27 protein-coding genes, 3 tRNA genes and 2 pseudogenes are annotated in these 23,867 nt (G+C 69.7%); 15 read left to right on the forward strand and 17 right to left on the reverse strand.

The annotated features are described in order from the left end of the window. The first annotated feature begins 22 nt into the window (after positions 1-22). The gene (locus EZM51_RS10280) at positions 23-985 is read left to right on the forward strand and encodes a cation diffusion facilitator family transporter (protein ID WP_136708167.1); all 963 of its coding nucleotides are present in this window, start codon (positions 23-25) and stop codon (positions 983-985) included. A 23-nt stretch (positions 986-1,008) separates the two neighbouring features. Further along, positions 1,009-1,530, forward strand: a pseudogene (locus EZM51_RS21070) (gamma-glutamyl-gamma-aminobutyrate hydrolase family protein); the annotation flags it as partial. 137 nt (positions 1,531-1,667) lie between these two features. On the opposite strand, the gene tadA reads toward EZM51_RS21070, so the two are convergent. Beyond that, positions 1,668-2,123 carry a tRNA adenosine(34) deaminase TadA gene (tadA, locus tag EZM51_RS10290; protein WP_136708402.1) on the reverse strand — a complete coding sequence of 152 codons (456 nt, stop codon included), beginning with the start codon at positions 2,121-2,123 and terminating at the stop codon, positions 1,668-1,670. Between the two features lie 115 nt (positions 2,124-2,238). On the opposite strand from tadA, the gene upp reads away from it, so the two are divergent. The 3 genes from upp (at position 2,239) to EZM51_RS10305 (ending at position 5,063) form a co-directional block, all read left to right on the forward strand. Next, on the forward strand, positions 2,239-2,871 hold the full coding sequence (gene upp, locus EZM51_RS10295; protein WP_136708169.1) for a uracil phosphoribosyltransferase: 633 nt from the start codon (positions 2,239-2,241) through the stop codon (positions 2,869-2,871). Between the two features lie 508 nt (positions 2,872-3,379). After that, entirely contained in the window at positions 3,380-4,183 is an 804-nt protein-coding gene (locus EZM51_RS10300) for a winged helix-turn-helix domain-containing protein (RefSeq protein WP_136708170.1), read from the forward strand. Positions 4,184-4,571: 388 nt separating this feature from the next. Further along, on the forward strand, positions 4,572-5,063 hold the full coding sequence (locus EZM51_RS10305) for a MarR family transcriptional regulator (RefSeq protein ID WP_136708171.1): 492 nt from the start codon (positions 4,572-4,574) through the stop codon (positions 5,061-5,063). Positions 5,064-5,339: 276 nt separating this feature from the next. Here EZM51_RS10305 and EZM51_RS10310 read toward each other — a convergent pair whose 3' ends face one another. The 4 genes from EZM51_RS10310 to EZM51_RS10325 form a co-directional block, all read right to left on the reverse strand. Continuing rightward, a complete protein-coding gene (locus tag EZM51_RS10310) occupies positions 5,340-5,630 on the reverse strand; it encodes a GNAT family N-acetyltransferase (RefSeq protein WP_248305584.1) in 291 nt (96 codons plus the stop codon). Between the two features lie 63 nt (positions 5,631-5,693). Further along, positions 5,694-6,974, reverse strand: coding sequence for a hypothetical protein (locus EZM51_RS10315; protein WP_136708172.1), 1,281 nt, complete (start codon positions 6,972-6,974; stop codon positions 5,694-5,696). Between the two features lie 391 nt (positions 6,975-7,365). Continuing rightward, a tRNA-Arg gene (locus tag EZM51_RS10320) sits at positions 7,366-7,438 on the reverse strand. A 104-nt stretch (positions 7,439-7,542) separates the two neighbouring features. Beyond that, a complete protein-coding gene (locus EZM51_RS10325; RefSeq protein WP_169053861.1) occupies positions 7,543-7,938 on the reverse strand; it encodes an MmcQ/YjbR family DNA-binding protein in 396 nt (131 codons plus the stop codon). Between the two features lie 138 nt (positions 7,939-8,076). On the opposite strand from EZM51_RS10325, the gene EZM51_RS10330 reads away from it, so the two are divergent. Beyond that, positions 8,077-8,307, forward strand: coding sequence for a hypothetical protein (locus EZM51_RS10330; protein WP_136708174.1), 231 nt, complete (start codon positions 8,077-8,079; stop codon positions 8,305-8,307). A 64-nt stretch (positions 8,308-8,371) separates the two neighbouring features. Beyond that, a complete protein-coding gene (locus EZM51_RS10335; protein ID WP_136708175.1) occupies positions 8,372-8,692 on the forward strand; it encodes an ATP-dependent DNA ligase in 321 nt (106 codons plus the stop codon). Between the two features lie 3 nt (positions 8,693-8,695). On the opposite strand, the gene EZM51_RS10340 is transcribed toward EZM51_RS10335, so the two are convergent. Further along, on the reverse strand, positions 8,696-8,908 hold the full coding sequence (locus EZM51_RS10340) for a hypothetical protein (RefSeq protein ID WP_136708176.1): 213 nt from the start codon (positions 8,906-8,908) through the stop codon (positions 8,696-8,698). 133 nt (positions 8,909-9,041) lie between these two features. Here EZM51_RS10340 and EZM51_RS10345 point away from each other — a divergent pair, with 133 nt between their 5' ends. Then, positions 9,042-9,581 carry an SRPBCC family protein gene (locus EZM51_RS10345; protein ID WP_136708177.1) on the forward strand — a complete coding sequence of 180 codons (540 nt, stop codon included), beginning with the start codon at positions 9,042-9,044 and terminating at the stop codon, positions 9,579-9,581. 189 nt (positions 9,582-9,770) lie between these two features. Here the strand turns inward: EZM51_RS10345 and EZM51_RS10350 are convergent. Next, positions 9,771-10,070, reverse strand: a pseudogene (locus tag EZM51_RS10350) (hypothetical protein); the annotation flags it as partial. 110 nt (positions 10,071-10,180) lie between these two features. Further along, complete coding sequence (locus EZM51_RS20550) at positions 10,181-10,345, reverse strand: hypothetical protein (RefSeq protein ID WP_169053862.1); 165 nt, start codon at positions 10,343-10,345, stop codon at positions 10,181-10,183. 273 nt (positions 10,346-10,618) lie between these two features. On the opposite strand from EZM51_RS20550, the gene EZM51_RS10355 reads away from it, so the two are divergent. The 3 genes from EZM51_RS10355 to EZM51_RS10365 all read left to right on the forward strand — a co-directional run bounded on the left by EZM51_RS10355 (position 10,619) and on the right by EZM51_RS10365 (position 12,852). Continuing rightward, entirely contained in the window at positions 10,619-11,503 is an 885-nt protein-coding gene (locus EZM51_RS10355) for an SDR family oxidoreductase (protein ID WP_136708178.1), read from the forward strand. A gap of 94 nt (positions 11,504-11,597) precedes the next feature. Continuing rightward, positions 11,598-11,864 (forward strand): Rho termination factor N-terminal domain-containing protein, encoded by a 267-nt coding sequence (locus tag EZM51_RS10360; RefSeq protein WP_136708179.1) that lies wholly within the window; start codon positions 11,598-11,600, stop codon positions 11,862-11,864. Positions 11,865-11,871: 7 nt separating this feature from the next. Next, the gene (locus tag EZM51_RS10365) at positions 11,872-12,852 is read left to right on the forward strand and encodes a DNA topoisomerase IB (RefSeq protein ID WP_136708180.1); all 981 of its coding nucleotides are present in this window, start codon (positions 11,872-11,874) and stop codon (positions 12,850-12,852) included. 7 nt (positions 12,853-12,859) lie between these two features. Here EZM51_RS10365 and EZM51_RS10370 read toward each other — a convergent pair whose 3' ends face one another. Both EZM51_RS10370 and EZM51_RS10375 read right to left on the reverse strand, forming a co-directional pair. Continuing rightward, entirely contained in the window at positions 12,860-13,201 is a 342-nt protein-coding gene (locus tag EZM51_RS10370) for a hypothetical protein (RefSeq protein WP_136708181.1), read from the reverse strand. Positions 13,202-13,244: 43 nt separating this feature from the next. Then, positions 13,245-15,638, reverse strand: a complete 2,394-nt coding sequence (locus EZM51_RS10375) for an ATP-dependent DNA ligase (RefSeq protein WP_136708182.1) — start codon at positions 15,636-15,638, stop codon at positions 13,245-13,247. Between the two features lie 159 nt (positions 15,639-15,797). Here EZM51_RS10375 and EZM51_RS10380 point away from each other — a divergent pair, with 159 nt between their 5' ends. Next, positions 15,798-16,733: a Ku protein gene (locus EZM51_RS10380; RefSeq protein ID WP_136708183.1), complete on the forward strand. Its 936-nt coding sequence runs from the start codon at positions 15,798-15,800 to the stop codon at positions 16,731-16,733. A 58-nt stretch (positions 16,734-16,791) separates the two neighbouring features. On the opposite strand, the gene EZM51_RS10385 is transcribed toward EZM51_RS10380, so the two are convergent. After that, the gene (locus tag EZM51_RS10385; RefSeq protein WP_136708184.1) at positions 16,792-17,220 is read right to left on the reverse strand and encodes a hypothetical protein; all 429 of its coding nucleotides are present in this window, start codon (positions 17,218-17,220) and stop codon (positions 16,792-16,794) included. A gap of 343 nt (positions 17,221-17,563) precedes the next feature. Between EZM51_RS10385 and EZM51_RS10390 the strand changes: the two genes are divergently transcribed. After that, positions 17,564-18,508 (forward strand): diacylglycerol kinase family protein, encoded by a 945-nt coding sequence (locus EZM51_RS10390; RefSeq protein WP_248305585.1) that lies wholly within the window; start codon positions 17,564-17,566, stop codon positions 18,506-18,508. 21 nt (positions 18,509-18,529) lie between these two features. Here EZM51_RS10390 and EZM51_RS10395 read toward each other — a convergent pair whose 3' ends face one another. After that, positions 18,530-18,979 carry an SRPBCC family protein gene (locus EZM51_RS10395; protein ID WP_136708186.1) on the reverse strand — a complete coding sequence of 150 codons (450 nt, stop codon included), beginning with the start codon at positions 18,977-18,979 and terminating at the stop codon, positions 18,530-18,532. A 188-nt stretch (positions 18,980-19,167) separates the two neighbouring features. On the opposite strand from EZM51_RS10395, the gene EZM51_RS10400 reads away from it, so the two are divergent. Further along, positions 19,168-19,542, forward strand: a complete 375-nt coding sequence (locus EZM51_RS10400; protein ID WP_136708187.1) for a hypothetical protein — start codon at positions 19,168-19,170, stop codon at positions 19,540-19,542. A gap of 21 nt (positions 19,543-19,563) precedes the next feature. On the opposite strand, the gene EZM51_RS10405 is transcribed toward EZM51_RS10400, so the two are convergent. Continuing rightward, positions 19,564-20,073 (reverse strand): helix-turn-helix domain-containing protein, encoded by a 510-nt coding sequence (locus EZM51_RS10405; RefSeq protein ID WP_136708188.1) that lies wholly within the window; start codon positions 20,071-20,073, stop codon positions 19,564-19,566. 88 nt (positions 20,074-20,161) lie between these two features. Between EZM51_RS10405 and EZM51_RS10410 the strand changes: the two genes are divergently transcribed. Continuing rightward, positions 20,162-20,824, forward strand: a complete 663-nt coding sequence (locus tag EZM51_RS10410) for a dihydrofolate reductase family protein (RefSeq protein ID WP_136708189.1) — start codon at positions 20,162-20,164, stop codon at positions 20,822-20,824. Positions 20,825-20,843: 19 nt separating this feature from the next. On the opposite strand, the gene EZM51_RS10415 is transcribed toward EZM51_RS10410, so the two are convergent. The 4 genes from EZM51_RS10415 to EZM51_RS10430 all read right to left on the reverse strand — a co-directional run bounded on the left by EZM51_RS10415 (position 20,844) and on the right by EZM51_RS10430 (position 23,845). After that, positions 20,844-20,932 (reverse strand) — tRNA-Ser (locus EZM51_RS10415). Between the two features lie 85 nt (positions 20,933-21,017). Next, a complete protein-coding gene (locus EZM51_RS10420) occupies positions 21,018-22,307 on the reverse strand; it encodes an LCP family protein (RefSeq protein ID WP_136708190.1) in 1,290 nt (429 codons plus the stop codon). A 56-nt stretch (positions 22,308-22,363) separates the two neighbouring features. Then, positions 22,364-22,448: transfer RNA gene (locus tag EZM51_RS10425), tRNA-Ser, on the reverse strand. A gap of 113 nt (positions 22,449-22,561) precedes the next feature. Continuing rightward, positions 22,562-23,845 carry an LCP family protein gene (locus EZM51_RS10430; protein ID WP_136708191.1) on the reverse strand — a complete coding sequence of 428 codons (1,284 nt, stop codon included), beginning with the start codon at positions 23,843-23,845 and terminating at the stop codon, positions 22,562-22,564. Positions 23,846-23,867 lie beyond the last annotated feature (22 nt).

Genomic DNA, 23,867 nt, shown 5'->3' on the forward strand with positions numbered 1-23,867 from the left:
CGGCCATCCTAGGATTGCTGATATGAGCGCATCCGGCGGAACCAGGGCCATCATCGCGGCATTCCTCGCCAACACGGGCATCGCCCTGACGAAGTTCGTCGCGTGGTTCTTCTCGGGTTCCGCCTCGATGCTCGCCGAGGCCGTGCACTCGGTGGCGGACGCCGGCAACCAGCTCCTCCTCATCCTCGGCGGCCGGCAGGCGAAGAAGAAGGCCGACATGGAGCATCCGTTCGGCTACGGCCGCGAGCGGTACGTGTACGCGTTCGTCGTGGCGATCATCCTGTTCTCGGTCGGCGGCATCTTCTCGATCTACGAGGGCGTCGACAAGCTGCAGCACCCGCACCCACTCGAGAACTGGTGGCTGCCGATGCTCGTGCTGTCGATCGCCATCGCGCTCGAATCCTTCTCGCTGCGCACGGCGGTGGTCGAGTCCAACCACGTGCGCGGCAAGCAGAGCTGGGTGCAGTTCGTGCGACACGCGAAGGCGCCCGAGCTCCCGGTCGTGCTGCTCGAGGACATCGCGGCGCTGCTCGGCCTCGTGTTCGCGTTCATCGCCGTGGGCCTCACCGTGCTCACCGGCGACCCCCTGTTCGACGCCATCGGCACGCTCATGATCGGCACGCTGCTGATCCTCGTGGCGATCATCCTCGGCATCGAGACGAAGAGCCTCCTCGTCGGCGAGGGCGCCACCCAGGCCGATCACGCGAAGATCGAACGGGCCATCCTCGCCGGACCCGAGGCCGAGCGCATCATCCACATGAAGACCCTCTACCTCGGACCCGACGAACTGCTCGTCGCGGCGAAGGTGGGCTTCCACGCCGACCGGCGCCTGCTCGAGGTCTCGACCGCGACGAACGTCATCGAGCAGCGCATCCGCGAGGCGGTACCGGCCGCGCGCGTGATCTACGTGGAGGCCGACGTGTACGTGGATCCGGCCGCCCCCGCCCCCGCGACCGATGCGATCGTGATCAAGGGACTCGAGTGACGGGCCCCGCACGCACGGCTCTGGTGCTGCGACACGACTCCGCGATCGGCCTCGGCAACCTCGGCCCCACCCTCGAGGCGCACGGCTACGAGATCGTCACGGTCGACGCACCCCGCGCGGATGTCTCGGCGCTCGACCCGCTGGCGCCAGACCTCGTCGTCGTGCTCGGCGGCGACGAAGCGGCGTACGAGACCGACCGTTACCCGTACCTCGCCGACGAGATCGCGCTGCTCTCGGCGCGCGTCGAGGCCGAGGCACCGGTCTTCGGCGTGTGCCTCGGTGCGCAACTGCTCGCGAAGACCCTCGGCGCCGAGGTGCGCCGGGGACCGCGCAAGGAGGTCGGCTGGCTCACGGTCGAGCCGACCGCAACGGGCGCCTCGTCGCCCGTGCGCCATTTCGCGGGGGTGCCCACCGTGCAGTGGCACGGCGACACCTTCGACCTGCCCGACGGGGTGGAGCGGCTCGCGACCTCGCCGCAGTACGAGAACCAGGCGTTCGCCCGTGGCGAGTGGCTGCTCGCGGTGCAGTTCCACCCCGAGGTGACCGACGAGATCCACGAGGACTGGCTGCGCGAGTGGGGCGACGAGTTGTCCGAGTACGGGCTCAGCCGTGAGCGGCTGCGCGAGGAGCGCGCGTCCTACGGGCCGCGCGCGCAGGCGGCATCCGCTGCCCTGCTCGGCGACTACCTCGCCGGGCTCGCCGGGCGCCGCAGCGGGTCTTCGAAGAACGACACGAGCAGGCGAGCGGATGCCTCGGCCTCGACGCCCGGGAACACCTCGACCTGGTGGTTGAGGCGCCGGTCGCGCAGCACGTCGTAGAGCGATCCGGCCGCCCCCGCCTTCTCGTCCCAGGCGCCGAAGACGACGGTCGGCACGCGCGCCGCGACGATCGCCCCCGCGCACATGACGCACGGCTCGAGCGTCACGACGAGCGTGCAGTCGGTGAGACGCCAGTCGCCGATCGCCTGGGCGGCATCGCGCAGCGCGAGCACTTCGGCGTGCGCGGTGGGGTCGCCGGTGAGTTCGCGCTCGTTGCGCCGGGCCGCGATCACGACGCCGTCGGCGTCGACGACGATCGCGCCGACCGGCACGTCACGCGTGGCCGGCGCCTGCTCCGCCTCGGCGAGCGCCAGCCGCATCCACTCGCGGTGGATCGGAAGCTCCACTGGCGCTCCTTCCGACGTCCGATCCCGTCCGCCGAGTCCCCCGAGATCAGCCGGGCTCCGCGACTCGGTCGGCAATAGACTCGAGCCTATGCGAGTCCACGTTGCCGATCACCCGCTCATCACCCACAAGCTGACGGTGCTCCGCGACGAGAACACGCCGTCGCCCATCTTCCGGGCGCTGGTCGAGGAGCTCATGACGCTCCTCGCCTACGAGGGCACCAGGGGGGTGCGCGTCGAACCCGTCGACATCGTGACGCCCGTGGCGCCCACGACGGGCGTGCGCATCGCCGAGCCGAAGCCGCTCATCGTGCCGATCCTGCGTGCCGGGCTCGGCATGCTCGACGGCATGGTGAAGCTCCTGCCGAGCGCCGAGGTCGGCTTCCTCGGCATGGCCCGCAACGAAGAGACGCTCGAGCCCACGACCTACGCCGAGCGCCTGCCCGACGATCTCAGCGACCGTCAGTGCTTCGTGCTCGATCCGATGCTCGCGACGGGCGGGTCGCTCACGGCGGCCATCGAGTTCCTGCTCGCACGTGGCGCGACGGATGTCACGGCGATCTGCATCCTCGCGGCGCCCGAGGGTCTCGAGGCGGTCGAACAGGCGATGAAGGGCCGCGAGGTCTCGATCGTGCTCGGCGCCGTCGACGAGCGGCTGAACGAGCACGGCTACATCGTGCCCGGCCTCGGCGACGCGGGCGACCGCCTCTACGGCACGGTCTGATATACGCCTCTCCCGTGGGCACCTGCCGAAGGATCTTCGTGAGCGAACACGCCGTCACCGCACCGGTACGCGGAAGATTTCGCAGACGCGCGGACTCTCGCAGATTCTTGCGGCTGCGGCATCCGCTGCTCTGATCCTCCCGGATGCCGCGACCTCCGGCGCACCGTCTGCGCCGTCATAGACCGTCATGCGGGTGTCACGAATTGACACACGCTCGGGCATCGGTTTGACTGACGCCCATGACTGACACCGCACGCCCCCTGATCGCCCGCGAGGCTCAGAGGACTGCCGGCATGATGATGCCGGCGCGTGCGCCCATGTGTTGTCGAATGTGCCGCTGAACGCGACCCGACCGCCGAGTTCCCGTCGCCGATCCGATCCTGATCGGCCCGGACTCCACTGAACCTGCCGCACCACCCGCGGGTTCGCCAGGCCGAACGGCCATTCGCATCGACCCCTCCGCCACCGGGGTCCTTCGCCGCACCTTCTTTCGCACAAGGAATCCGTCATGTCCCTCGCTTACGCACCCGCTCGCACCACCACCACCGTCCGCACCGCGGCGGTCCGCACCGCGCCGTCGCTGCCCGCCGCACCGGCCCGTCCCATCTCGATCACGCCGCGCACGCCGGTCGATGCCGCGCAGCCGAGCCCGGCGCCCGCCCAGCAGGCCGCGCGTGCCGCCGCACCCCGGGTGCGCGCCGTCCCCGAGGGCACCGAGGCACGCGGCTTCGTGCTCTACGTCGGCATCGACGAGACCAAGGCCACCGATGACGGCACCACGCTGCACCGCATCGTCGAGGCGCTGCGTGCCCTCACCGCCGAGATCGCGCCGTCAGCCGAGACGTACGCCGCCGTCGCCCTCGCGCCCGAGGGCGCGGGCGGCCGCGACGTCGACGTGGTGCGCCTCGCCCTGCAGGACCCGGCCGCCCTCGCCAAGCAGCGCGAGGAGCAGGGGCTCCGCGACGACAGCGACCGCCACCCCAACGGCGTCATCATCGACATCTCCCGCAAGCGCGTGCTGCTCGACGGCGAGGCCGCCGGGCTCACCTACAAGGAGTTCGAACTGCTGCAGTACCTCGTGCTGCGCGAGGGGCGCACGATCGATCGCCACGAGCTCATCGCGAACCTCTGGGGCGCCGATGACGAGGCGCCCAGCGAGCGCACGATCGACGTGCACGTGCGGCGCCTGCGCTCGAAGCTGGCCCACTACCAGGACATCGTGCGCACCGTGCGCGGGGTCGGCTACCGGTTCGACCGGCACGCCGACGTGTCGATCCGCCAGGCCTCGACGCCGTCGCCCGATCTCTACTGACGCGGGCGCATCGGCGGATGCGGCCGCGTCGCCGAGTCGGCGGCGACGCCCCTTCGACCCCTGGGCGTCAGAACACATGACAATCCCGACCACAACGCCTCCGACGGGCGCATGATCTGGATTCTCATGTGTTTTCGCCATCGCCCGAAATTCGTCAGAAAAATCACAGAACGATAACTAGACGCCGTTACCGATCCGTTATATATTCGGTTGTGCACCGGCTGTTTGCTGTGGCGGTTGGTGCGGAATGTGATTGCAGGACACTCTTGGTGCAAGGGAGAGGGCCGGTCGTCAGCCTCTACGACCGGCCCTCAACCGTTCCCGGAGATGTTCCCTATCCTTGGATCACGTTCGCTGATCCGGCGAACGATTCTCGAGGGGAGCACGAGTGGCCGATCGCGCACTCACGGTCGCCGCATGGGAGTCGCTGTTCCGTGCGCAGGTCACGATCCTTCGCGCACTGGCAGCCGAGTTCCCGAGCGACATCATCTCGTTGAACGAGTACGACGTGCTCTTCAACATCTCGCGGGCGCCCCGGCGACGCCTCCGACTCAAGGACCTCAATCGCTCGGTGCTCCTCACGCAGCCGAGCGTGAGCCGCCTGGTCGACCGACTCGCGACCCGCGGGCTCGTGACGAAGGCTCCCGACCCGACTGACGGTCGCGGCACCATCGTGGCGCTCACCGAAGAGGGCTTCGCGCTCTTCCGCCGCGTCGCCTTCACGCACACCGACGCCATCACGCGGCACGTCGGCGACGCGCTCGACGAGCAGGAGCTGCGCGAGCTCATCCACCTCTGCGATCAGCTGCGGCGATCGGTCGGAGCGGAGCTCGCGGACGGCTCGGCCGTGCCCGGCGCCGGCGCACCCGAGAACACCTGACGTCCTGGAGCGGGACGGTGGGATGGGAACCCTACCTCCCACCCCACCGCGGCCTCGAAGGAGGCCACTCCCGCCGAGCGACCCGAACTGAGCTCGGCGAGCACATCCCGAGGAAGCGACGGGAGTCGATACCAGGGCCCGCCGATGCACGGCGAACCCGTCGGGTCGGGCCCGACTCGGGTTGCTCGAATCGTAATCGCCCGGGACCGCGCGCACATCGCCCCGAATGAGGGGCAGGAGACGTCTCGGTGCGCTGCGGCGTCGGGACCGCGGGACTCAGGGCCAGGCGACGGAGTCGTCGTAGACCCCCGGGTGGCGCCGCAGGTAGGCGGCGATGAACGGGCACCGCGGCACGATGGTCTCGCCACGTTCGACCGCGTCGTCGAGCACGCGCTTCGCGAGTCGGCTGCCGAGCCCCTTACCCTCGTGCTCGGGGAACACCAGCGTGTGATGGAACGTGACACGCCCCGGGGCGGTGCGGTACTCCGCGAACCCCGCGAGCTCACCGTCGAGCTTCAGCTCGTACCGGTTCGCTTCCTCGTTGCGATCGATCGTGATGACGCTCACGAGTACTCCTGTCGGGTCGTCGGATGCCTCCGGCCGGGGCAGCTCATGAAGCGATGCGCCCGCTTACGACGATAGCGGCACCCGCGCGCATTCCGGTTCGGGGGGCTCGTCCGCTCCGTCGCTGCCCCGCCGCAACGCGCGCTGGACGTCGCGAAGCGCACCCGTCCGATGCGCCGGACGCGAGGGGCGAACCACCGCCCGCCGCGGCGGACCACCGCTCCGCGCCGTCGGCCGCATGCGACCGGCCACGGCATCGTGGGCAGCACCCGGATGCGGCGCGCGACGAGCGGGAACGAGGTGACGGCGGCCCGTGGCATCCTGACCCTCGGGGTTCGCGTGCGTGATGGCCACGAGCGCGATGAGCCACGCGAAGACGAGCGCGAAGGCCACGACCTCGAACACCGTGAGGTTGAAGACGCCGACGACGTCGTAGAGGACCATCGCGGTCACCTCGATCGCGATCGAGGCGTACGAGGCCACGACGAGCTCGCGCGGAAGCGAGCGCGCCCACAACTGCACGCCGACGCTGAGCACGGCGAAGGCCGCGGCCGCGCACAGGGCGGCCGCGTTGTGCAGGTCGGTCGGCCCGTCGATCGGCATGAGTCCCACGCCCATGAGGCTCACGCCGATGACCACGATGAGCGCCCGCATCGCCAGGAGGCCGCCCCGGCGTAGGCCGAACCGCGGCGCCCGCAGTGCCCGCGTGAGGCTGGCCGCCATGCCCGCCATGCCGGCCCCGGAGACGATGACGGCGATGTTGAAGCACGCGGCCGCGATGTCGTCGGAGGTGCCCAGCGTGCTGAAGTTGCGAGTCCACCACTCGCCGGTTGGCGTGATACTCATGCTGGCGAGGCTGCCGGCCGCGAGCAGCATCGCCACGAGGTTGAAGGTGCGGTACGCCTCGTGCTCGATGGCGTGCCGATGCAGGCGGTAGGTGCCGAAGCCCAGTGCCGCGCCCATCACCACCGCCACGGTCGAGGGCCCGCCCGGAACCCCCTCGAATGCCGCACCCGTGAAGTGGACCGCGAGCACACCGATCGCACCCCACACCAGCCCGATCGAGCGCGCTCGCCAATCCCGGCCGAGTCCGGGCAGGTGCAGGCGCTCGAGCACCGACACGCCGGCACGCGAACCCGAGGCCACGACGAGTCCTGCGCCGACGGCAGCCCCCATCGCGATGGCCGGCAACGCCCAGACGACGTCGTCGCCGTGCACTGCGAGCGGCACCCGCGAACCGCGATACCCGGCACCGAACTGCGACGTGAACTCGTGGAACATGACGATCGTGATCGCGACGGCGATGAGCAGTGCGTACGTGCGGCGGATGAGACGGCCGCCCCACATCGCGGGTATGACGACCTGCCGATCGTGTCCCCCACCACCGGCCTTCCGGGATCCGGCCGCGCGCCCTCGCCGACGGCCCATCCCTCTTGACGATGCCGGGTCACCCCCGGCCCGCGCACCCCTCATATCCGAACTCTCGATCACGGGAATCAGACGTGTGCCGAGCATATCCGGGCCGATAGCCATTCACCATGGTCGCATTCGAGTAGGCTCGCCGATACTCGGCGGATTCCCAGCGAACATCCGGATGCCGCGGGCGGCCGTCCCCCGATTCCGGCGTTCGCCCGTGCGGAGCCCTGCCCACGTCCGCCCTCGTCCGCGGAGCGCCGCTCTCCCGAAACGACGGAAGCGGCTCGCGTTCGCGAGCCGCTTCGTACTGTCTCAACCAGTGTGCGCCCGGAGGGATTCGAACCCCCAACCTTCTGATCCGTAGTCAGATGCTCTATCCGTTGAGCTACGGGCGCATGGGTTGTCGCCGGGCACTTGCATGCACAACCGGCAACCCCGACACTCTATCCCAGACGGGAGCCGCGCGCCAATCGGGGAGCGTTCGGAGAGGGCCGCGCGCTCAGCCCGCGTGCTCCGGTCTCAGCGCGTCGAGCGCGACGAGTTGGCGGCGATTCGCGACCTGCCGGTACGACGTCTCGATGAGCTCGGCGAGGAACTCCCAATCGGTGCGCGGGGTGTCGAGGTCGGTGCCCACCCACCGGGCTCGGTCGTAGTAGGGCACCCCGTAGAACCGGCCGTCCTCGAGCAGGGCGAGGTGCTCCTGCGGGTCGGTCTTGACGACGATCGAGAACGGGTTGTCGGCGGTGGCGGCGACATGCACGAAGATGGGCTTCGCCGCCCGGAAGGTCGGCCGGCCCCACGCCTCGACTTCGACGACCTCGGGCAACTCGAAGCAGATCCGCCGCACCCTCTCGATGAGCGGATGCCGCGGATCGACGACCTGCGGATGTCCCACGCGGGCCAGCCTACGCGGGCCGGCGGCATCCGATTCCTCACGACCCGCGAGTCAAGGGCCTGTCCGCGGTGCGCTCGGCGGCGTAGCTTGAGAGCAGCGGATGCTTCGTGGCATCCGTGCATTGGAAGGAGTACCACCATGGAGAAGTCGATCGGTTCGCCAGGGCCGACGACGGACGGCGAACCCGACGCCATCATTGCTGAGACGGACGCGCGCCACATCGCGCGCGACGTGCCGCCACCGGTGGGATACGAGGGCACCGTGCTCTCCGACCCCGACGCGGGCGCCCGGTCCGTCGATCCCCTCGACCGACACGCCCCGAGCCGCGAGACGTCCGACCCCCTCGACCCCGACGGCCACGTCATCTGACACGACCGACCACCACAGCGCAAGGGCGTATCGACGACGGATACGCGGCGGCTAGAGTCTCGCCATGGGCAAGTTCATCTACAACTCCTCGACCCGCGAGCTCGAGATCGACGACCGCACGCTCGCACACCTGAGGGTGGCGGTCCTCAACAAGCTCCGCCGGTCCGAGAGCTTCTCCATGACCTGGGAGCACGGTGTCGAGAACGGCAGCGGTCGCACGACGATCTGGTTGCACGAGTCGATCCCCCTGCAGTTCGTGTTCAGCGGCAACCGCCCTGCGAAGCTCAATCGGCGGTGGATCGAACAGCTCCTGCTCTCCGCGAACAGCACGGCCGGCCTCCAGTTCGTGCCCGAGCCCGACGAGGACGACCCGATCGACGAGTGAGCCTCAGTCGACCGGTTCGATCTGCGTCCGCACGAACTGCTGCTCGTCCGCCGACAGCCGCTCCGGTGCGTCGGCGCCGGTGATCGACTCGATCTCCGTCGCGGTCCGGTCGTCGATCGGGGCCCCGAGGTCCTCGAGGAGCCGGTGCTTCGAGTCGATCGACAGATGGGGCCACCACCGTTCGACCGACACCCGCTCGCTGCCGCCGTTGCCCATCGTCTCCCCCTTCGATTGCCCACCTCTCGTCTAGCAGCCGCCTCTCGACGCGGCAACCCCCTCGCCATCCCGACGGGCGTCTGCCTACGGTGGCTGCCGGACGCCGACGTGGTGTCCGGAACGGAGGATCATCATGAGCACGACCCTGAACGCGTCGATCGACGTCGATGTCCCCGTGCGCGTCGCGTACGACCAGTGGACCCAGTTCGAGTCGTTCCCCGAGTTCCTCGGTGGCGTCGACTCCGTGAAGCAGATCGATGACTCGCTGACCCACTGGGTCGTGTCGATCGGCGGCGTGAAGCGCGAGTTCGACGCCGAGATCGGCGACCAGGTACCCGACGACCACGTCGCGTGGCGGAGCCTCGGCGGCGAGGTCATGCACCGCGGACGCGTCGAGTTCACCCCCAAGGGCGCCGACGAGACGCAGGTCGACCTCGAGATCGAATGGGAGCCCGAGGGCTTCGTCGAGCAGGCGGGTGCCGCACTCCAGCTGGACGACCTGCAGGTCAAGAGCGACCTCAAGCGATTCAAGGAGTTCGTGGAAGACCGCGGCACGCCGACGGGTGCGTGGCGAGGCGAGGTGCACGGCGGCGAGGCCCGCCCGACACCGGGCACGACCCACCCCGGCGGCACGACCGGCACGCTCGGGACCGACCCCGACCTGAACCTCTGACGGACCGGGCGCCCGGGAGCGTCCGTCGACGGAGTCGGACGAGACGCAGGCCTACGCGGTCTGCGTCTCGTTCTTCTTGCTGCCGGCCGAGTGCTTCTTGCCGCCGCCTTCGTCGGCCGCGCTGCTGACCTCTTGGACGTCGACGCCGACCTGCACCGGCTGGTCGGGCGTGGTCGCGATCGGATCGGTGTCGAGGTGCTCGGGCACGAGCTGCACGCCGCCGGTGCTGTTGGCCGACTTCATCAGCTCCTCGATCCAGTTGCGGCTGAGTTCGGGCGCCTCGGGTTCGTCGAACACGAACCGCAGCGGGATCGACGGATGCAGCCACAGCGTGCTGCGGCCACGTGGCTGGTCGTCGGTGTGCTGCCACGAGAGCGTGAAGCTCTCGCCGCGGCGAAGCTTGGTGGTGATCGCGATCTTCAGATGCGCGAGCGCCCGATCTTCGATGCCGATCGGCGTGCCGGAGTCCCCGTAATATAGCGTGCCCACGGATCGAGCATACGCCCCCGCGTTCGTGCGGGACAGGACGTTCGGCCGCCCCGCACGCACGAGCGGGCGGCCCGAAGACCGCCCGCTCCTTGAAGCACTTGCGCCGAGGATCACACCGTCCGGTTCCCGCCGATGTACCGCACGAGGAACACGATGACCGCGATCACCAGGAGCGCGAGGCCCACCCACAGCAGGAAGTTCAGCGTGGGGACGACGCCGCCCGTGATGAGCAGGATGATGGCGGCGATGGCGATGATGGCGACGAGGATGTTCATGATCTCTCCTTCATGTGATCCGCACCCGTGGTGACGAGGCGGACGGCGACCCCTCCCGTCGAGCGGGCGGGACCTGGAGACGAGGGTACGTCTCGTGTGTCCGACCGTACGGGCGCCGGCTCGCGGGCGGCGAGGGGTTGACCCCCATTCACGGGGCGTGGTACCCCGCGCACGACGGCGCCCGTCGGCACATGGTCCGTCTGAGGGACCTGTCAACCCCCTGCAGGGCCCGATGCGCGCGCGTAGCGTGGCTCGGGACCGTTGGAGTTCCAGATGACCAGTGAACAGCTGACCGATCCGACCACCAAGCACACGACGGATCCGTTCCCCCGCCAGGAGCAGGCACCTCCCGGGCTCACCGACCGCATGGCTCCGCAGCCCGACCACGGCGAATACAGCTACCGCGGCAACGGACGGCTCGACGGTCGGCGTGCCCTCATCACCGGCGGCGATTCGGGCATCGGGCGTGCCGTCGCGATCGCCTACGCGCGGGAGGGCGCGAAGGTGGCGATCGCCTACCTGCCGAGCGAGCAGGTCGACGCCGAGGAGACGGCGAACTGGATCGCGGATGCCGGCAGCGATCCGCTGCTGCTGCCGGGCGACCTGCGCAGCGAGGAACACTGCAAGGAGCTCGTCGAGTACACCGACCAGGCGTTCGGCGGGATCGACCTGCTGGTGCTCAACGCGGCGCACCAGCGCAACCGAGGCGGCATCGACGAGATCCCCACCGCCGACTTCGAGGCGGTCGTGCGCGTGAACCTCTTCGCGCCCGTGTTCCTGGCCCGTGCGGCCGTCCCGCTCATGGACGCGGGATCGAGCATCATCACCACCACGTCGATCCAGGGTTTCGACCCGTCGTCGGCGCTCGTCGACTACGCCATGACGAAGGCGGCGCTCGTCGCCTTCACGAAGGCGCTCGCCGAGGAGCTCGGGCCACGCGGCATCCGGGTGAACGCCGTCGCACCGGGACCCATCTGGACCCCGTTGATCCCCTCGACGGGATGGCCGGACAAGCTGCCGGACTTCGGCCGCAACACCCCGCTCGGTCGCGCCGGCCAGCCGGCCGAGCTCGCGGGCGCCTACGTGTACCTCGCATGCGACGACGCGTCGTACGTGTCGGGCGCGGTCGTCCCGGTCACCGGCGGCCGCGGACTGTGACGCGACGCGACGAGCGACCGCGAAGCGGTCGAGGCGGAGGCGAAAGCGAAGGCGACATCGAATCGGGAAGCGCACAGGAGGAGAGGAGCACGACATGCCCGGACGCAGGAACTCGTCGCTGAAGGACCCCGAGCTCTACGAGGAGCTGCGCAAGGACGGCGCCTCCAAGGAGAAGGCGGCGCGCATCTCGAACGCGGCGGCGAACCGCGGCCGCAGCAGCGTCGGCCGCAAGGGCGGCAGGTCCGGCGACTACGAGGACTGGACGGTCGACGAACTGAAGAAGCGCGCGAAGGAACTCGGCATCACCGGGTACAGCGGCAAGCGCAAGTCCGAGCTCATCTCCGCACTGCGCAAGCACTGAGCCGCGGATGCCCCGCCTCAAACGGGTCGAACCCTACGTCTCGCCCGGGTTCACCCGGGTGCGGCGCGGGCGCGGCTTCACGTACGTGCACGGCGATGGCGGGACGGCCGGCCGCGCCGAACGCGCGCGCATCGCGGACCTCGCCGTCCCGCCCGCCTGGGAGGACGTGTGGATCGCGGATGCCCCGAACGCGCACATCCTCGCCGTCGGCGTCGACGCGGCCGGCCGCCGACAGTACCTCTACCACCCGGTGTGGCGGGAACGGCAGGACGCCGAGAAGTTCCTCCGCATGACCGCGCTCGCCGAGGCGCTTCCCCTCGCGCGACGAAGCGTGCGACGAGACCTCTCGGTCGACGAGCTGTCGCGGGAGCGCGTGCTCGCCGCGGCCTTCCAGACGCTCGATCTCGGCGCCATCCGCATCGGCTCCGAGGAATCGCTCGCCGGGTTCAGGAGCCGCGGCCTCACGACGCTCCTCGTGCGCAACGCCCTCCTCGACGATGCTGAGACCGTGCGCTTCCGGTTCCGCGCGAAGGGCGGGGTCAAGCAGCAGGTACGGGTCGTGGATCCGTCGCTCGCCGCGTTCGTGCAGCGTGCCGCGGAACGGTCGGCGGCGGCCCGGCTCTACGCCTGGTCGGAGGGGCGCCGCATGCGGCCGGCCGTCCCCGTCGACGTGAACGAGGACATCCGTGCCCGGACCGGCGGCGAGTTCACGGCCAAGGACTTCCGCACGCTGCGCGGCACGATCGCCGCGGCCGACCGGCTCGCCGAGCTCGGCGCCGAGGCGTCGGCCAGGGCGCGCGGACGCGCCATCCGGGAGGCGATCGAGCACGCGAGCACGGTGCTCGGCAATACGCCCGCCATCGCCAAGGCGAGTTACGTCGATCCGCGCGTGCTCGCCGAGTACGAGCGCGGCCGGGTCATCGCCCGTCGCGGCGACCGCGAACGCGCGCTCCTCGCCCTGCTGGTCGAAGACGAGGAGCCGGGCTGACGAGCCGTCAGCCGACGGGTTCGGGCTGTTTGGCCGCCAGGTGGTCCGTGTCGATGTCTTTCTCGACGAGCATGATGCCGCCGGTGCTGTTCGCGGAGCGCATGAGGGCTTCGACCCAGTCGCGGCTGAGTTCGGGCGTCTCAGGGTCGTCGAAGACGAAGCGGAGTGCGATCGACGGATGCAGCCACAGCGTGCTGCGGCCACGAGGCTGGTCGTCGGGGTGCTGCCACGACAGGGTGAAACTCTCGCCGCGACGGAGCTTGGTGGTGATGGCGACCTTGAGGTGCGCGAGCGCGCGATCGTCGATGCCGATCGGCGTGCCGGATTCGCCGTAATAGAGAGTGCCCACGACTCAGAGTACCTCGCGGGCAGGTGGCGCGCCGCGCGGGTTCTCACTGTCCGAGAATGACCTCGTTCGGCGACTTGTCGGGCCGGAGTCCGCGCCACCGCGGGTGGCGTGCCACCCCGGTGCGGGTCCACTCGCCGAACTCGATCTCGCCGACGAGCTCGGGCCGCACCCAGACGGCGTCCGCGACATCCGCCGCCGGCACCCCCACGAACGGCGACGTCTCCTGGCGGCGTGCGTCGAGCTCGGTCAGCAGCCGCTCTGCCTGCACCTCGCGGAGTCCGCTGCCGACACGGCCGGCGTATTCGAGCCCGTGCTCGCCGGGAATGCCGACGAGCAGCGAGCGGATGCGGCCCGTACGCGTGCCGGTGCCCTTGCGGTATCCGCCGATGACGACCTCCTGCGTCGTGGTGACCTTCAGCTTCACCCAGTCCGCCGACCGTGTGCCCGGACGGTACTTCGAGTCGGGACGCTTCGCCACGATGCCCTCGAGCCCCAGGCGACGGCTCTCCTCCAGCGCCTCCTCCGGCGGCCCGGATGCTTCGGCCGGCATCTCGATGGGCACCCCGCGACGCGGGCGCACGAGACGACGGAGCCGGTCGCGGCGCTCGTGGTAGGGCTCGTCCACCACGGACTCGCCGCCGATCTCGAGCACGTCGAAGAGCAGCAGGCGCACGGGCACGGATGCCGCGACGCGTTCGATCTCGCGAGCGCGCGTGAGGTTCATCCGCCGCTGGAGGCGCTCGAAGCTCGGTCGCCCGTCGGCGTCGAGCGCGACGATCTCGCCGTCGACCAGCGCGTCCTCGGCGAGCACCTTCGGCAGCGCCGCGAGCTCGGGATAGCGGGCGGTGACGTCGTTGCCGTTCCTGCTGAGCAGGCGGAGGCCGTCGCCCTGCACGCGCGCGAGGACCCGGATGCCGTCCCACTTCCACTCGAGCGCCCAGTCCTCGCCCGTCAGCAGGGCGAGCGTGCCCGCCGTCGCGAGCATCGGCCGCTCGGTGACCGACACCGCAGGTCGAGGAACCGCCGCCTCCGCCGGGCGCTCCCCGACCCGCGGCTCCGGCGGGTGCTGGTCTTTCATGCGGTGCAGGAGCCAAGAGCTCTTCTCCCCCTCGCCGTCGGTGCGGATGAGCGCGAGCCGCACCTTCCCTAGCGGACCGCCCGGCCGGCCGTCGAGGTCGACGATGATCTCGTCGTCGCGCCACTTCTCGGTCTGGTAGGTGCCGGCGTCCCAGATCGTGACGGAGCCCGCGCCGTACTCGCCTGCCGGAATGGTGCCCTCGAACGAGCCGTACTCCATGGGGTGGTCCTCGGTCTGCACCGCGAGATGGTTCGTGCCCGCGTCATCCGGAACGCCCTTCGGCACCGCCCAGCTCTTCAGCACGCCGTCCCGCTCGAGCCGGAAGTCGTAGTGCAGGCGACGGGCGTGGTGCTCCTGGATCACGAACGTCGGCTCGCCGCCGCCCGAGCCGCCCCAGCTCGACTCGGGCATGGGCTCGGGTGTGACGCCGGTCTTGCGCATGGCGAGGTACGTCGCGAGCGGTCCGCCGTGGGCGGCGGCCGTCAGTGCGGCGAGGGGATCATCGCCGGATGCCACGCGCTCGAGCACCTCCTGCGCCTCCAGGTGACGCAGGTCCGGGTCGTCGAGTTCCGCCCACGTGCGCGGCGCGGCCACCGTGGGACGCGGTCGTCCGCGCAGCGAGTACGGCGCGATCGTGGTCTTCTTGCCGTTGTTCTGGCTCCAGTCGATGAGCACGCGACCCTCGCGCAAGGTCTTGCGCATGTTCGACACGATGAGCTCGGGATGGTCGGCCTCGAGCGCCCGCGCGAGCTCGCGGGCGACGGTCGAGATCTGATCCGACGTCTGCCGCCCGTCGAGCGCGGCATAGAGCTGGAGGCCCTTGCTGCCGCTCGTCACCGGGAACGCCTCGAGGCCCATCCCCGCGAGCAGCGCACGCACGAGGCGCGCGGCCTCGGCGCACTCGCGAAGCCCCATGCCGGGTCCGGGGTCGAGGTCGAACACGATCCGGTCGGGGTTGGCGGGGTTCCCCTGCGGATCGAAACGCCACTGCGGCACGTGCAGTTCCAGCGCGGCCTGCTGCGCGAGCCACACGAGCGTCGCCCGGTCCCCCGCTATCGGGTACGTCTTGGGTCCGTCGGAGTGGTGGATGACGCCGCGGCGCACCCATTCGGGCGCGTGCTCGAGGTTCTTCTCGAAGAACGCCGACTCAGGGGCATCCGCCGTTCCGACGCCCTGGACCCATCGCTTGCGCGTGATGGGCCGGCCCGCGACGAGCGGCACCATGACTTTGGCGACCTCCGCGTAGTAGGAGATCACCTCGCCCTTGGTCATGCCCGTCTCGGGATACATGACCTTGTCGAGGTTCGTCAGCCGGAGCCTCCGGCCATCGACCTCGACGAGCTGGCGCGTGTCGGCCATGTCCCAATCCTTCCCCTTTCCATCGCCGAATGTTAACGATCGGGTCGGATCCGGCGGCGCTACCGGTATCTCTCGGCGGCGAACGTTAACAGTCGGCCCCGCGTGGGCAGGGAATCAAGGGGGTTGGCCGGGACCGGGGCCGGGGTGTCTACTGGAGGCATGCGAGCCGTCTGGAAAGGGGCGGTCACATTCGGCCTCGTCAATGTGCCCGTCAAGTTGTACAGCGCGACCGAGAGTCACGACGTGTCACTGCATCAGGTGCACGACGAGGATGGCGGGCGCATCCGCTACCAACGCCGGTGCGAGGTCTGCGGCAAGGTCGTCGACTACAAGAACATCGACAAGGCCTACGACGACGGCGAGCGCACCGTCATCATCACCGACGAGGACCTCAAGGCGCTGCCGGCCGAGCGCAGTCGCGAGATCGAGGTCGTCGAGTTCGTGCCGACCGACCAGATCGACCCGATCATGTACGACCGCAGCTACTACCTCGAACCCGACTCCGCGCCGAAGGCGTACGTGCTGCTACGACGCACACTCGAGTCGACCGACCGCACGGCCATCGTGAGGATGTCCCTCAGGCAGAAGACGCATCTCGCTGCGCTGCGGGTGCACGGCGACGTGCTGATGGTTCAGACCCTGCTCTGGAGCGATGAGGTGCGGGCCGCCGACTTCCCGTCGCTCGACGAGCCCGTGAAGATCTCGTCGAAGGAACTGGATCTGTCGAAGCAGTTGGTCGAGAGCCTCGTCTCCGACTTCGAGCCCGAGCAGTTCGTCGACGAATACCAGCAGGAGCTGCGAACGCTCATCACGGCCAAGCTCGAGCAGGGCGAGGCGCTCGACACGGCGGCGACGTTCGGCGAACAGCCCGAGGAGGAGGGCGGTGAGGTCATCGACCTGATGGAGGCGCTGCGCCAGTCGATCGCCGCGAAGCGCGAGGGCGGCACCGGATCGAAGGATGCCGCGAAGGCCGGAACGTCGGCGTCCGGGTCGAAGGGACGCTCGTCGGGCTCGAAGGCGTCCGGCGGCGCGAAGACGTCGGGCGGCGACGGCGGGAAGAAGAAGGCACCCGCGAAGAAGAAGGCCGCCTCCTGACGACGGCGCGCGGCATCCGTCGATCGGATGCCGCGCGCCGCACTGCGTGGGAGAGAGCTCAGTTCTCGGTGTCAGCCGCGCACGCGCTGGCGACCTCGGTCGCGGCCTCCTGGATCGCCGTCTGGTGCTCGGCGACGGCCTCGCCGTCGACCTCGGCCTCGGGATCGGTCGGCAGCGTCTCGGCGAAGCCGGCGGCCTCGTCGAGAGCACCGACGAGCGCGTCGAGTGCGCCGGCGACGTCGTCGTCGGCCTCCTCGCCGAGCGCATCGGCACGCTCGCTGTACCCCTCGAGCGCGGACTGGACCTCGCTCGGGTCCCCGCCTGCCGCGAGCGCGTTCTGCGCGCCGTTCGAGATGTCGCGCACCTCGGCGCGGATCGTCTCGCATGCGTCGCCCGACGCGTCACCGCTCCCGCCGCCGGCGGCGCAACCCGACAACAGCAGGGCGCCCGCGAAGACGAGCGCGGCAGACATCTTGATTCGTTGCATTTGCATATACTCCCGGTGATCTGGTGTTTTTCCCAGCCTATCGGGCACCCACCGACAACGATCGCCAAGATCCTGCCACCCTGCGTGTGCGCGTCTTCACCGGACGGCGACGCGCGAACGATGAGGCGCCGAACGGCGTCACGCACAACGCGAGCGGGCACGTCAAGGGGCTGCAATCATGCCGGGACGAACCTAGGCTCGGCAGCATGAGCACGCAAGACGAGACCGGCGCGCGACCGAACCTCGAGTCGAAGCCCGTCGACGTCACGCCCGGCGACGTCGACGTCACGCCCGGGGAGATGGACCGCTGAGCGGGTCGGACACCGCGAAGCGTCGCGCCGCGGTGATCTACAACCCGGTCAAGGTCGATGTCGACGAGATCCGCGCCGCCGTCGCCGCGGAGCCCGGAGCCGAGAGCTGGGCGGAGACCCGGTGGTTCGAGACGACCGAGGAGGATCCCGGAACCGGCCAGGCCCACCGTGCCCTGGAGGAGGGCGCCGACCTCGTCATCGCCGCGGGCGGCGATGGCACCGTGCGCGCGGTGGCCCAAGTGCTCGCCGGCTCGGCGGCCTCGCTCGCCCTGCTGCCCTCGGGAACCGGCAACCTGCTCGCTCGGAATCTCGACCTCACGCTCGACGATCTCGCCAACTCGATCCGCGTCGCCTTCACGGGGGTCGACCGGCGGATCGACCTCGCGTGGGTCGACATCCGCCGCGACGCCGGCAGGGTCGAACGACAGGCCTTCCTCGTCATGGCGGGGCTCGGACTCGACGCCAAGATGCTGTCGCACACCGACGAGGAGCTGAAGGCCAAGGTCGGCTGGCTCGCCTACGTCGACGCCATGCGCAAGGCGCTCAGGGACAAGAACCGGCTGCGCATGCGATACCGACTCGACCGGCACGGCACCCGCTCCGTCTCGGCGCACACGCTCATCATCGGCAACTGCGGATCGCTGCCCGCCAACATCCTCCTCCTGCCCGAGGCGGCGATCGACGACGGCCGGTTCGAGGCGGTGTTCCTGCGACCCGAGAGCGCATGGGGCTGGCTGCAGATCTTCGTCAAGGTCGTCTGGGAGAACGGCGTGCTGCGTCGAAGCAGGGTCGGCCGCAAGCTGGTCAGCCCCGATGTCGACGCCCTGCGCTACATCAAGGGTCGCCGGCTCGACGTGGTGCTGAGCCATCCCGAGGAACTCGAGCTCGACGGCGACGGCTTCGGCCGAACGCAGGCGTTCCGCACGTGGATCGAGGCCGGCGGTCTCGCCGTTCGCGTGCCCGCCGAGACGGAGTAGCAGCCGAGCGGATGCCGCGACTCAGCGCTCGCGGTTCTGCTCGCGTCCCTCGGCCAGGTATGCCAGTCGGTGCAGCGTCTCCCGGTTGCGGAAGTACAGCACCGGCTCGATGAGGAACCGCGGGATCAGCTCGGCCGGCCCTTCCACGGCGTCCTCGCTCATGCGGACGAGGCATCCGTCACCGTGCGGCCGCACCTCGATCGTGACGCGCGCCTCCCCGATCGGCCATCCCTTCGCGCGCATCACCGCGCGGTGCGGCGGCGCCCACTCCACGCTCACGGTGTCGTCGTCGATCAGCACCGGCCACGCGCCGACCGAATGGTGGAGTTCGCTGCCCGTCGACGGCCACGCGGCGTCGACGTCGCGCATCCGCGACGCGCCGACCACCCAACTCGGATACAACCAGCCGTCGGCGAGCACCTCGAACACCGCCTCGGGCGAGCACGCCATGGCGCGGACGTTGCGAGACATCCTGACCCCTCCCGGCCGACGCGGGCGTCGGTCTGCAGTTCGACGCTAGCGCGCGGGGGGACGGGTGTCTCGGGATTGACAGGCTGGGAACGCCCCGACCCGCGTCGCAGCGTCACAGAACGGCCGTGCGGATTGTCTTCATGTGTAGGTTCCGCGGTCACTGCATCGCCGGGCCGGAAGGGGAGACCATGAGAATCGCCCGGCCATTGCATCACCGTGCCGTGCACGAGTTCCGCGAAGCCGCCGAGCACGGCGACACGGCGCGCCTTGCGTCGCTCCTGGACCCCGGTGTCGCCGTCGTCGTCGACGCCGGCGATCGCGAACACCCCGCGATCAGGGTGGTGCGCGGCGTCCACGACACACTCGTCCTGCTCTTGCACGGAATGGCGCCCAAGCCCGGCCTCGTCATCGACGAACGTTCCGTCAACGCGCAGGCCGGGCTCATCCTCAACCGGCACGACGAACCGATCGCGGCCATGACCATCGACTTCACCCGGGGTCTGATCACCATGGTGTGGATCCGATTGCGCCCCGAGAAACTGCGTCACTGGGTCGAGGTGTGATCGGCCATACGACCGCGACCCTCACGCCGAGTCGCGGCCTGCGTCGCGCATCGCGGCCTCGTAGGCCGCCGCGAGCTGCTCACTCGGCCTCGGGGCGTTCGCGTCGGGACGCGGGATGCCGAGGTGCAGTTCGCGGAGCTCGTCCATCATGGCGTCGACGAGTTCGGGGCCGCCGTCGCGCAGCAGTTCGGCACGCACGCGCAGGCGCTGCTCGCCGTCGCGGTGCGCGAGGCCCCACGTGCCCAGCGCGGCCATGATCGGCAGCACTTGGATGCCCGCCTCGGTGAGCGAGTACATCGCCCGCTGGCCGCGGCGTGCGTCGTCGCGGGTGAGCAACCCGCCCTCGACGAGTCGCTTCAGCCGGCTGGCGAGGATGTTCGTCGCGATGCCCTCTTCCGACCCGGCCACGAGCTCACGGAAATGCCGGCGGTTGCCGAACATGATGTCGCGGAGCACCAGCATCGTCCAGGGGTCGCCGAGCACCTCGACGGCGGCGTTGATCGCGCAGCCGGAACGCGGGGCGACTTCCATGGGATCCATGGTAGTGGTTGCGGTTCGCAATCGGCTCGATTAGTGTGCGAGGTGCTTTCGATCAGCAATCACTTTGGAGGCCAGAAGGATGTCACTCGTCCGAGTTCAGAATTTCTCCATCTCCCTCGACGGATTCGCCACCGGCGAGGGGCTCAGCCTCGACGCCCCATTCGGGCATGCCGGCGAACGGCTGCACGAGTGGATGTTCGCGACGCGCTTCGGCCACGAGATGCTGGGCGAGCCCGGTGGATCCGACGGTGTCGACAACGCGTTCGCCGAACGGCATGACAGCCTGGGCATCGGGGCCGAGATCATGGGCCGCGGCAAGTTCGGCCCGCAGACCGGCCCGTGGACCGACCTCGGCAGCGACGAGGAGTGGCGCGGGTGGTGGGGCGAGAACCCGCCGTTGCACACGCCGGTGTTCGTGCTGACCCACCACCCGCGGCCGTCGATCGAGATGGATGGCGGCACGGTCTTCCACTTCATCGACGCGTCCCCGCAGGATGCCCTCGCGCAGGCGCGCGAGGCTGCGGGCGACCGTGACATCCGTCTCGGCGGCGGCGCCACGATGATCCGCGAGTTCCTCGCGGCCGGGCTCGTGGATGTGCTGCACGTCGTGCAGGTTCCGATCGTGCTGGGTCGGGGCGTCCGCCTCTGGGACGGACTCGAAGGTCTCGAGAGCGGATACGACGTCGAACAGGTGTCGTCGCCGAGCGGCGTCACGCACATCACGTTCGCACGACGGGGATGATCGCGGGAGCGAAAGGGAGCGGAGACGGCGGGATTTGAACCCGCGGTCCCCTTACGGGGACTCCACCTTAGCAGGGTGGTGCACTCGACCGGACTATGCGACGTCTCCTCGCGCGACGCTTGCGCGCACGCGATTGCCATCATAACCCGCAGTCGGCGCCGAAGCGATTCGAGTCGACATCGGGCGGATGCCGCTACTGATCGTCGAGCGTGCGACCGGCCGAGCACCGCACGTCGGCCGCGGTCTGGCCGGTCACGTCGCTCGGCAGCGCCTCGGCCGTCGGGGCGGGAGCGGCAGGATCGGCGGGAGCCTCCTCGGCGGGCGCCTCCTCGGCGGGCGCCTCCTCGGGCGGCGGCGCGTTCGGGTCGGCGGTCGACGCAAAGGAGGCTTCCTGGGCGGCCGGGTCGAAGATGACCGGCGTGTCGTTCTGGAGCGCCAGGTTCACGATCTCGGCCGATTCACCGGGAATCAGGGCACCGCCGTCCTCGGTGTACCCCGTCGGGTACTGGATGAACGCGATCTTGGCGAGGTCGGTGTCCTTCACCGCCTTGGCGATGGAGATCATTCGCGTCGGATCCATGAGGCTGTCAGAGAGCTGCATGTTCTGGAGCGCCGCCTTGGCGATGGAGAAGAGCTTCGTCGGGTCGGTCAGCGTTCCCTCCGCCTGCAGCTCACGCGCGAGCGCCGACATGAAGACCTGCTGGTTGGAGATGCGGCCGAGGTCGCTGCCGTCGCCGACGCCGTAGCGGGTGCGGAGGAACTGCAGCGCCTGCACACCCTTCAGTTCATGCATGCCGGCCGGGAGGAACAGGTCGGTGTGGGTGTCCTCGATGGGCTCGGCGACACAGACGTCGACACCGCCGACGGCCTCGGAGATCGCTGCGGCGCCCAGGAACTGCACGATTCCCGCGAAGAGAATGGGCACGCCGGTCAGCTCCTCGACGGTCTTCACGACGCAGGGCATGCCCCCGTACTCGAGTATCGAGTTGATCTTCACGTCGTACTGCTCCCAGAGCTCCTCGCCGGACTCGGGATCGGTGCAGCCCCCTGGCACATCGACGAGCATGTCGCGCGGGAAGCTCACGACGGACGCGTGGCTGTGGTCCTCGGAGATGTGGAGGAGGAGGTTGACGTCGTTGAGCACGCCCTGCTCTTCTTCGGGGTCACCGAAGCCGTCGCCCTGGCCCTCGCGGCTGTCGCTGCCGATGATGAGCAGGTTGAGACCACCCTCGATCGCGCCGACGTCGGGCACGCCCTCGAGCGCCGCCTCGTTGCCCAACGTCACGGTGGGCTTCGCGGTGGCCGCCAGATCGAGCGCCGCGTACGCGGCGACCGCGGAACCCGAGACCAGCGTCACGGCGACGACGGAACCCACGATCTTCGCGAGGGTCTGCCAGGTGCCGTGGCGCTTCAGGCGACCATGACGTGCGACGGAGGGAGCTTTCGCGGAGCGGCGTGAGGTCTGGGGCAGATCCTGGTTCAACCGGGTTCCTCTCCTGTCATTCCGTCGTGCCTCGAGCCGATTCGTTCATTCCTGCGCGGAGGGCGTGGGATTCGAACCCACGAGGCATTGCTGCCCACTGGTTTTCAAGACCAGCTCCATCGGCCGCTCGGACAGCCCTCCTCTGCGGCACATCGAGCCCCACGAGGGACGGCGACGTGCGGCAGGCCCCGATTCTAGCCGAAGCGCATTTCAACGGGAGCCTTCCAGCCCTGGCTGGGAGGGTGCTGAGGCCGTCAGCCCTCGTTCGCGGTCGAGCAGCGCACCTCGGCGGCAGTCAGTCCGGTGACGTCGCCGGGCAGCACCTCGGCGGGCGGGCTCGTCGGACCGGGGGTGGCGGAAGCGTCGCCGGGGGGCGCGGAGGCGTCACCAGGCGTCGGCGCCGGCTCCACCGGCTGCGCGTTCGGCTCGGTGACGGTGCCGAACTCCGCGTTGGAGGTCGCATCGGGGTCGAGCGCCACTGGCCGGTCGGCCTGCAGCGCCGCGTTGAGCACGGCCGCCGACTCCGTGGGGATCACCGCGGAGGAGTCCCAGGTGTACGCGGTCGGATACTGCACGAACGCGATCTTCGAGAGATCGACGTCCTGCAGGGTTCTCGCGATCGACACGAGCTGCACCGGGTTCTGCAGGGCGGTCGACAGAGTCATGTTCGAGAGCACGGCCTTCGCGATCGAATACAGCTTCGCCGGATCGCTGAGCGTCCCCGAGCTCTGCAGCGTCCGCATCAGCGACGCGAGGAACGTCTGCTGGTTCGAGATGCGACCGAGGTCGCTGCCATCGCCCACGCCATGGCGCACACGCAGGAATTGGAGCGCGTCCATGCCGGAAAGGGTATGCGTCCCGGCCGCGAGCTGCACGCCCGTGTAGTCGTCGCTGATCGGCTCGGCGACACAGACCTCCACGCCGCCGACGGCCGACGACAGCGCGGCGACGCCGTAGAACTCGACGATGCCGCCGACCGGGATCTGCACGCCGGTGAGCTGCTCGATGGTCGACGCGACGCAGCCGAGCCCGCCCCACGCCAGCACCTCGTTGAGCTTCGCCTCGTACAGTTCGGGCAGGAGCGTGGCCGGATCCTGGGGATCCGGACATGCGGGCACGTTCACGAGCATGTCGCGCGGAAAGCTCACGACCTCGACGTGCGAGTGGTCCTGCGAGATGTGCAGCAGCATCGTGACGTCGTTCAGCACTGCCGAGTCCACCTCGGGGTCGCCGAATGCGCCGTCGTCGGGGCGCTTGTCGCTGCCGACGAGCACGAAGTTGAGGCCGCCCTCCATGGCGCCGATGTCGGGCACGCCCTCGAGCATCTTCTCGCTCTCGAGTTCGACGGGGGGCTTCACCGAGTTGAGCAGGTCGATCGCCGCATAGGACGCGACGGCGGTGGCGCTCACGGCCAGCACACCGACGACGGATGCCGCGATCTTCGCGTAGGTGACCCAGGTGCCGTGCCGCGGCATCCGCGCGTGCCGCGCCGGAACGGCAGGTTCGGCCGCGGTCTCGCGCATGCGCGACGTCGTCACGGTGCCCCCTCCCGTTGCGCCG

The sequence above is a fragment of the Agromyces sp. H66 genome (genome assembly GCF_004959775.1).
Taxonomy (GTDB): domain Bacteria; phylum Actinomycetota; class Actinomycetes; order Actinomycetales; family Microbacteriaceae; genus Agromyces.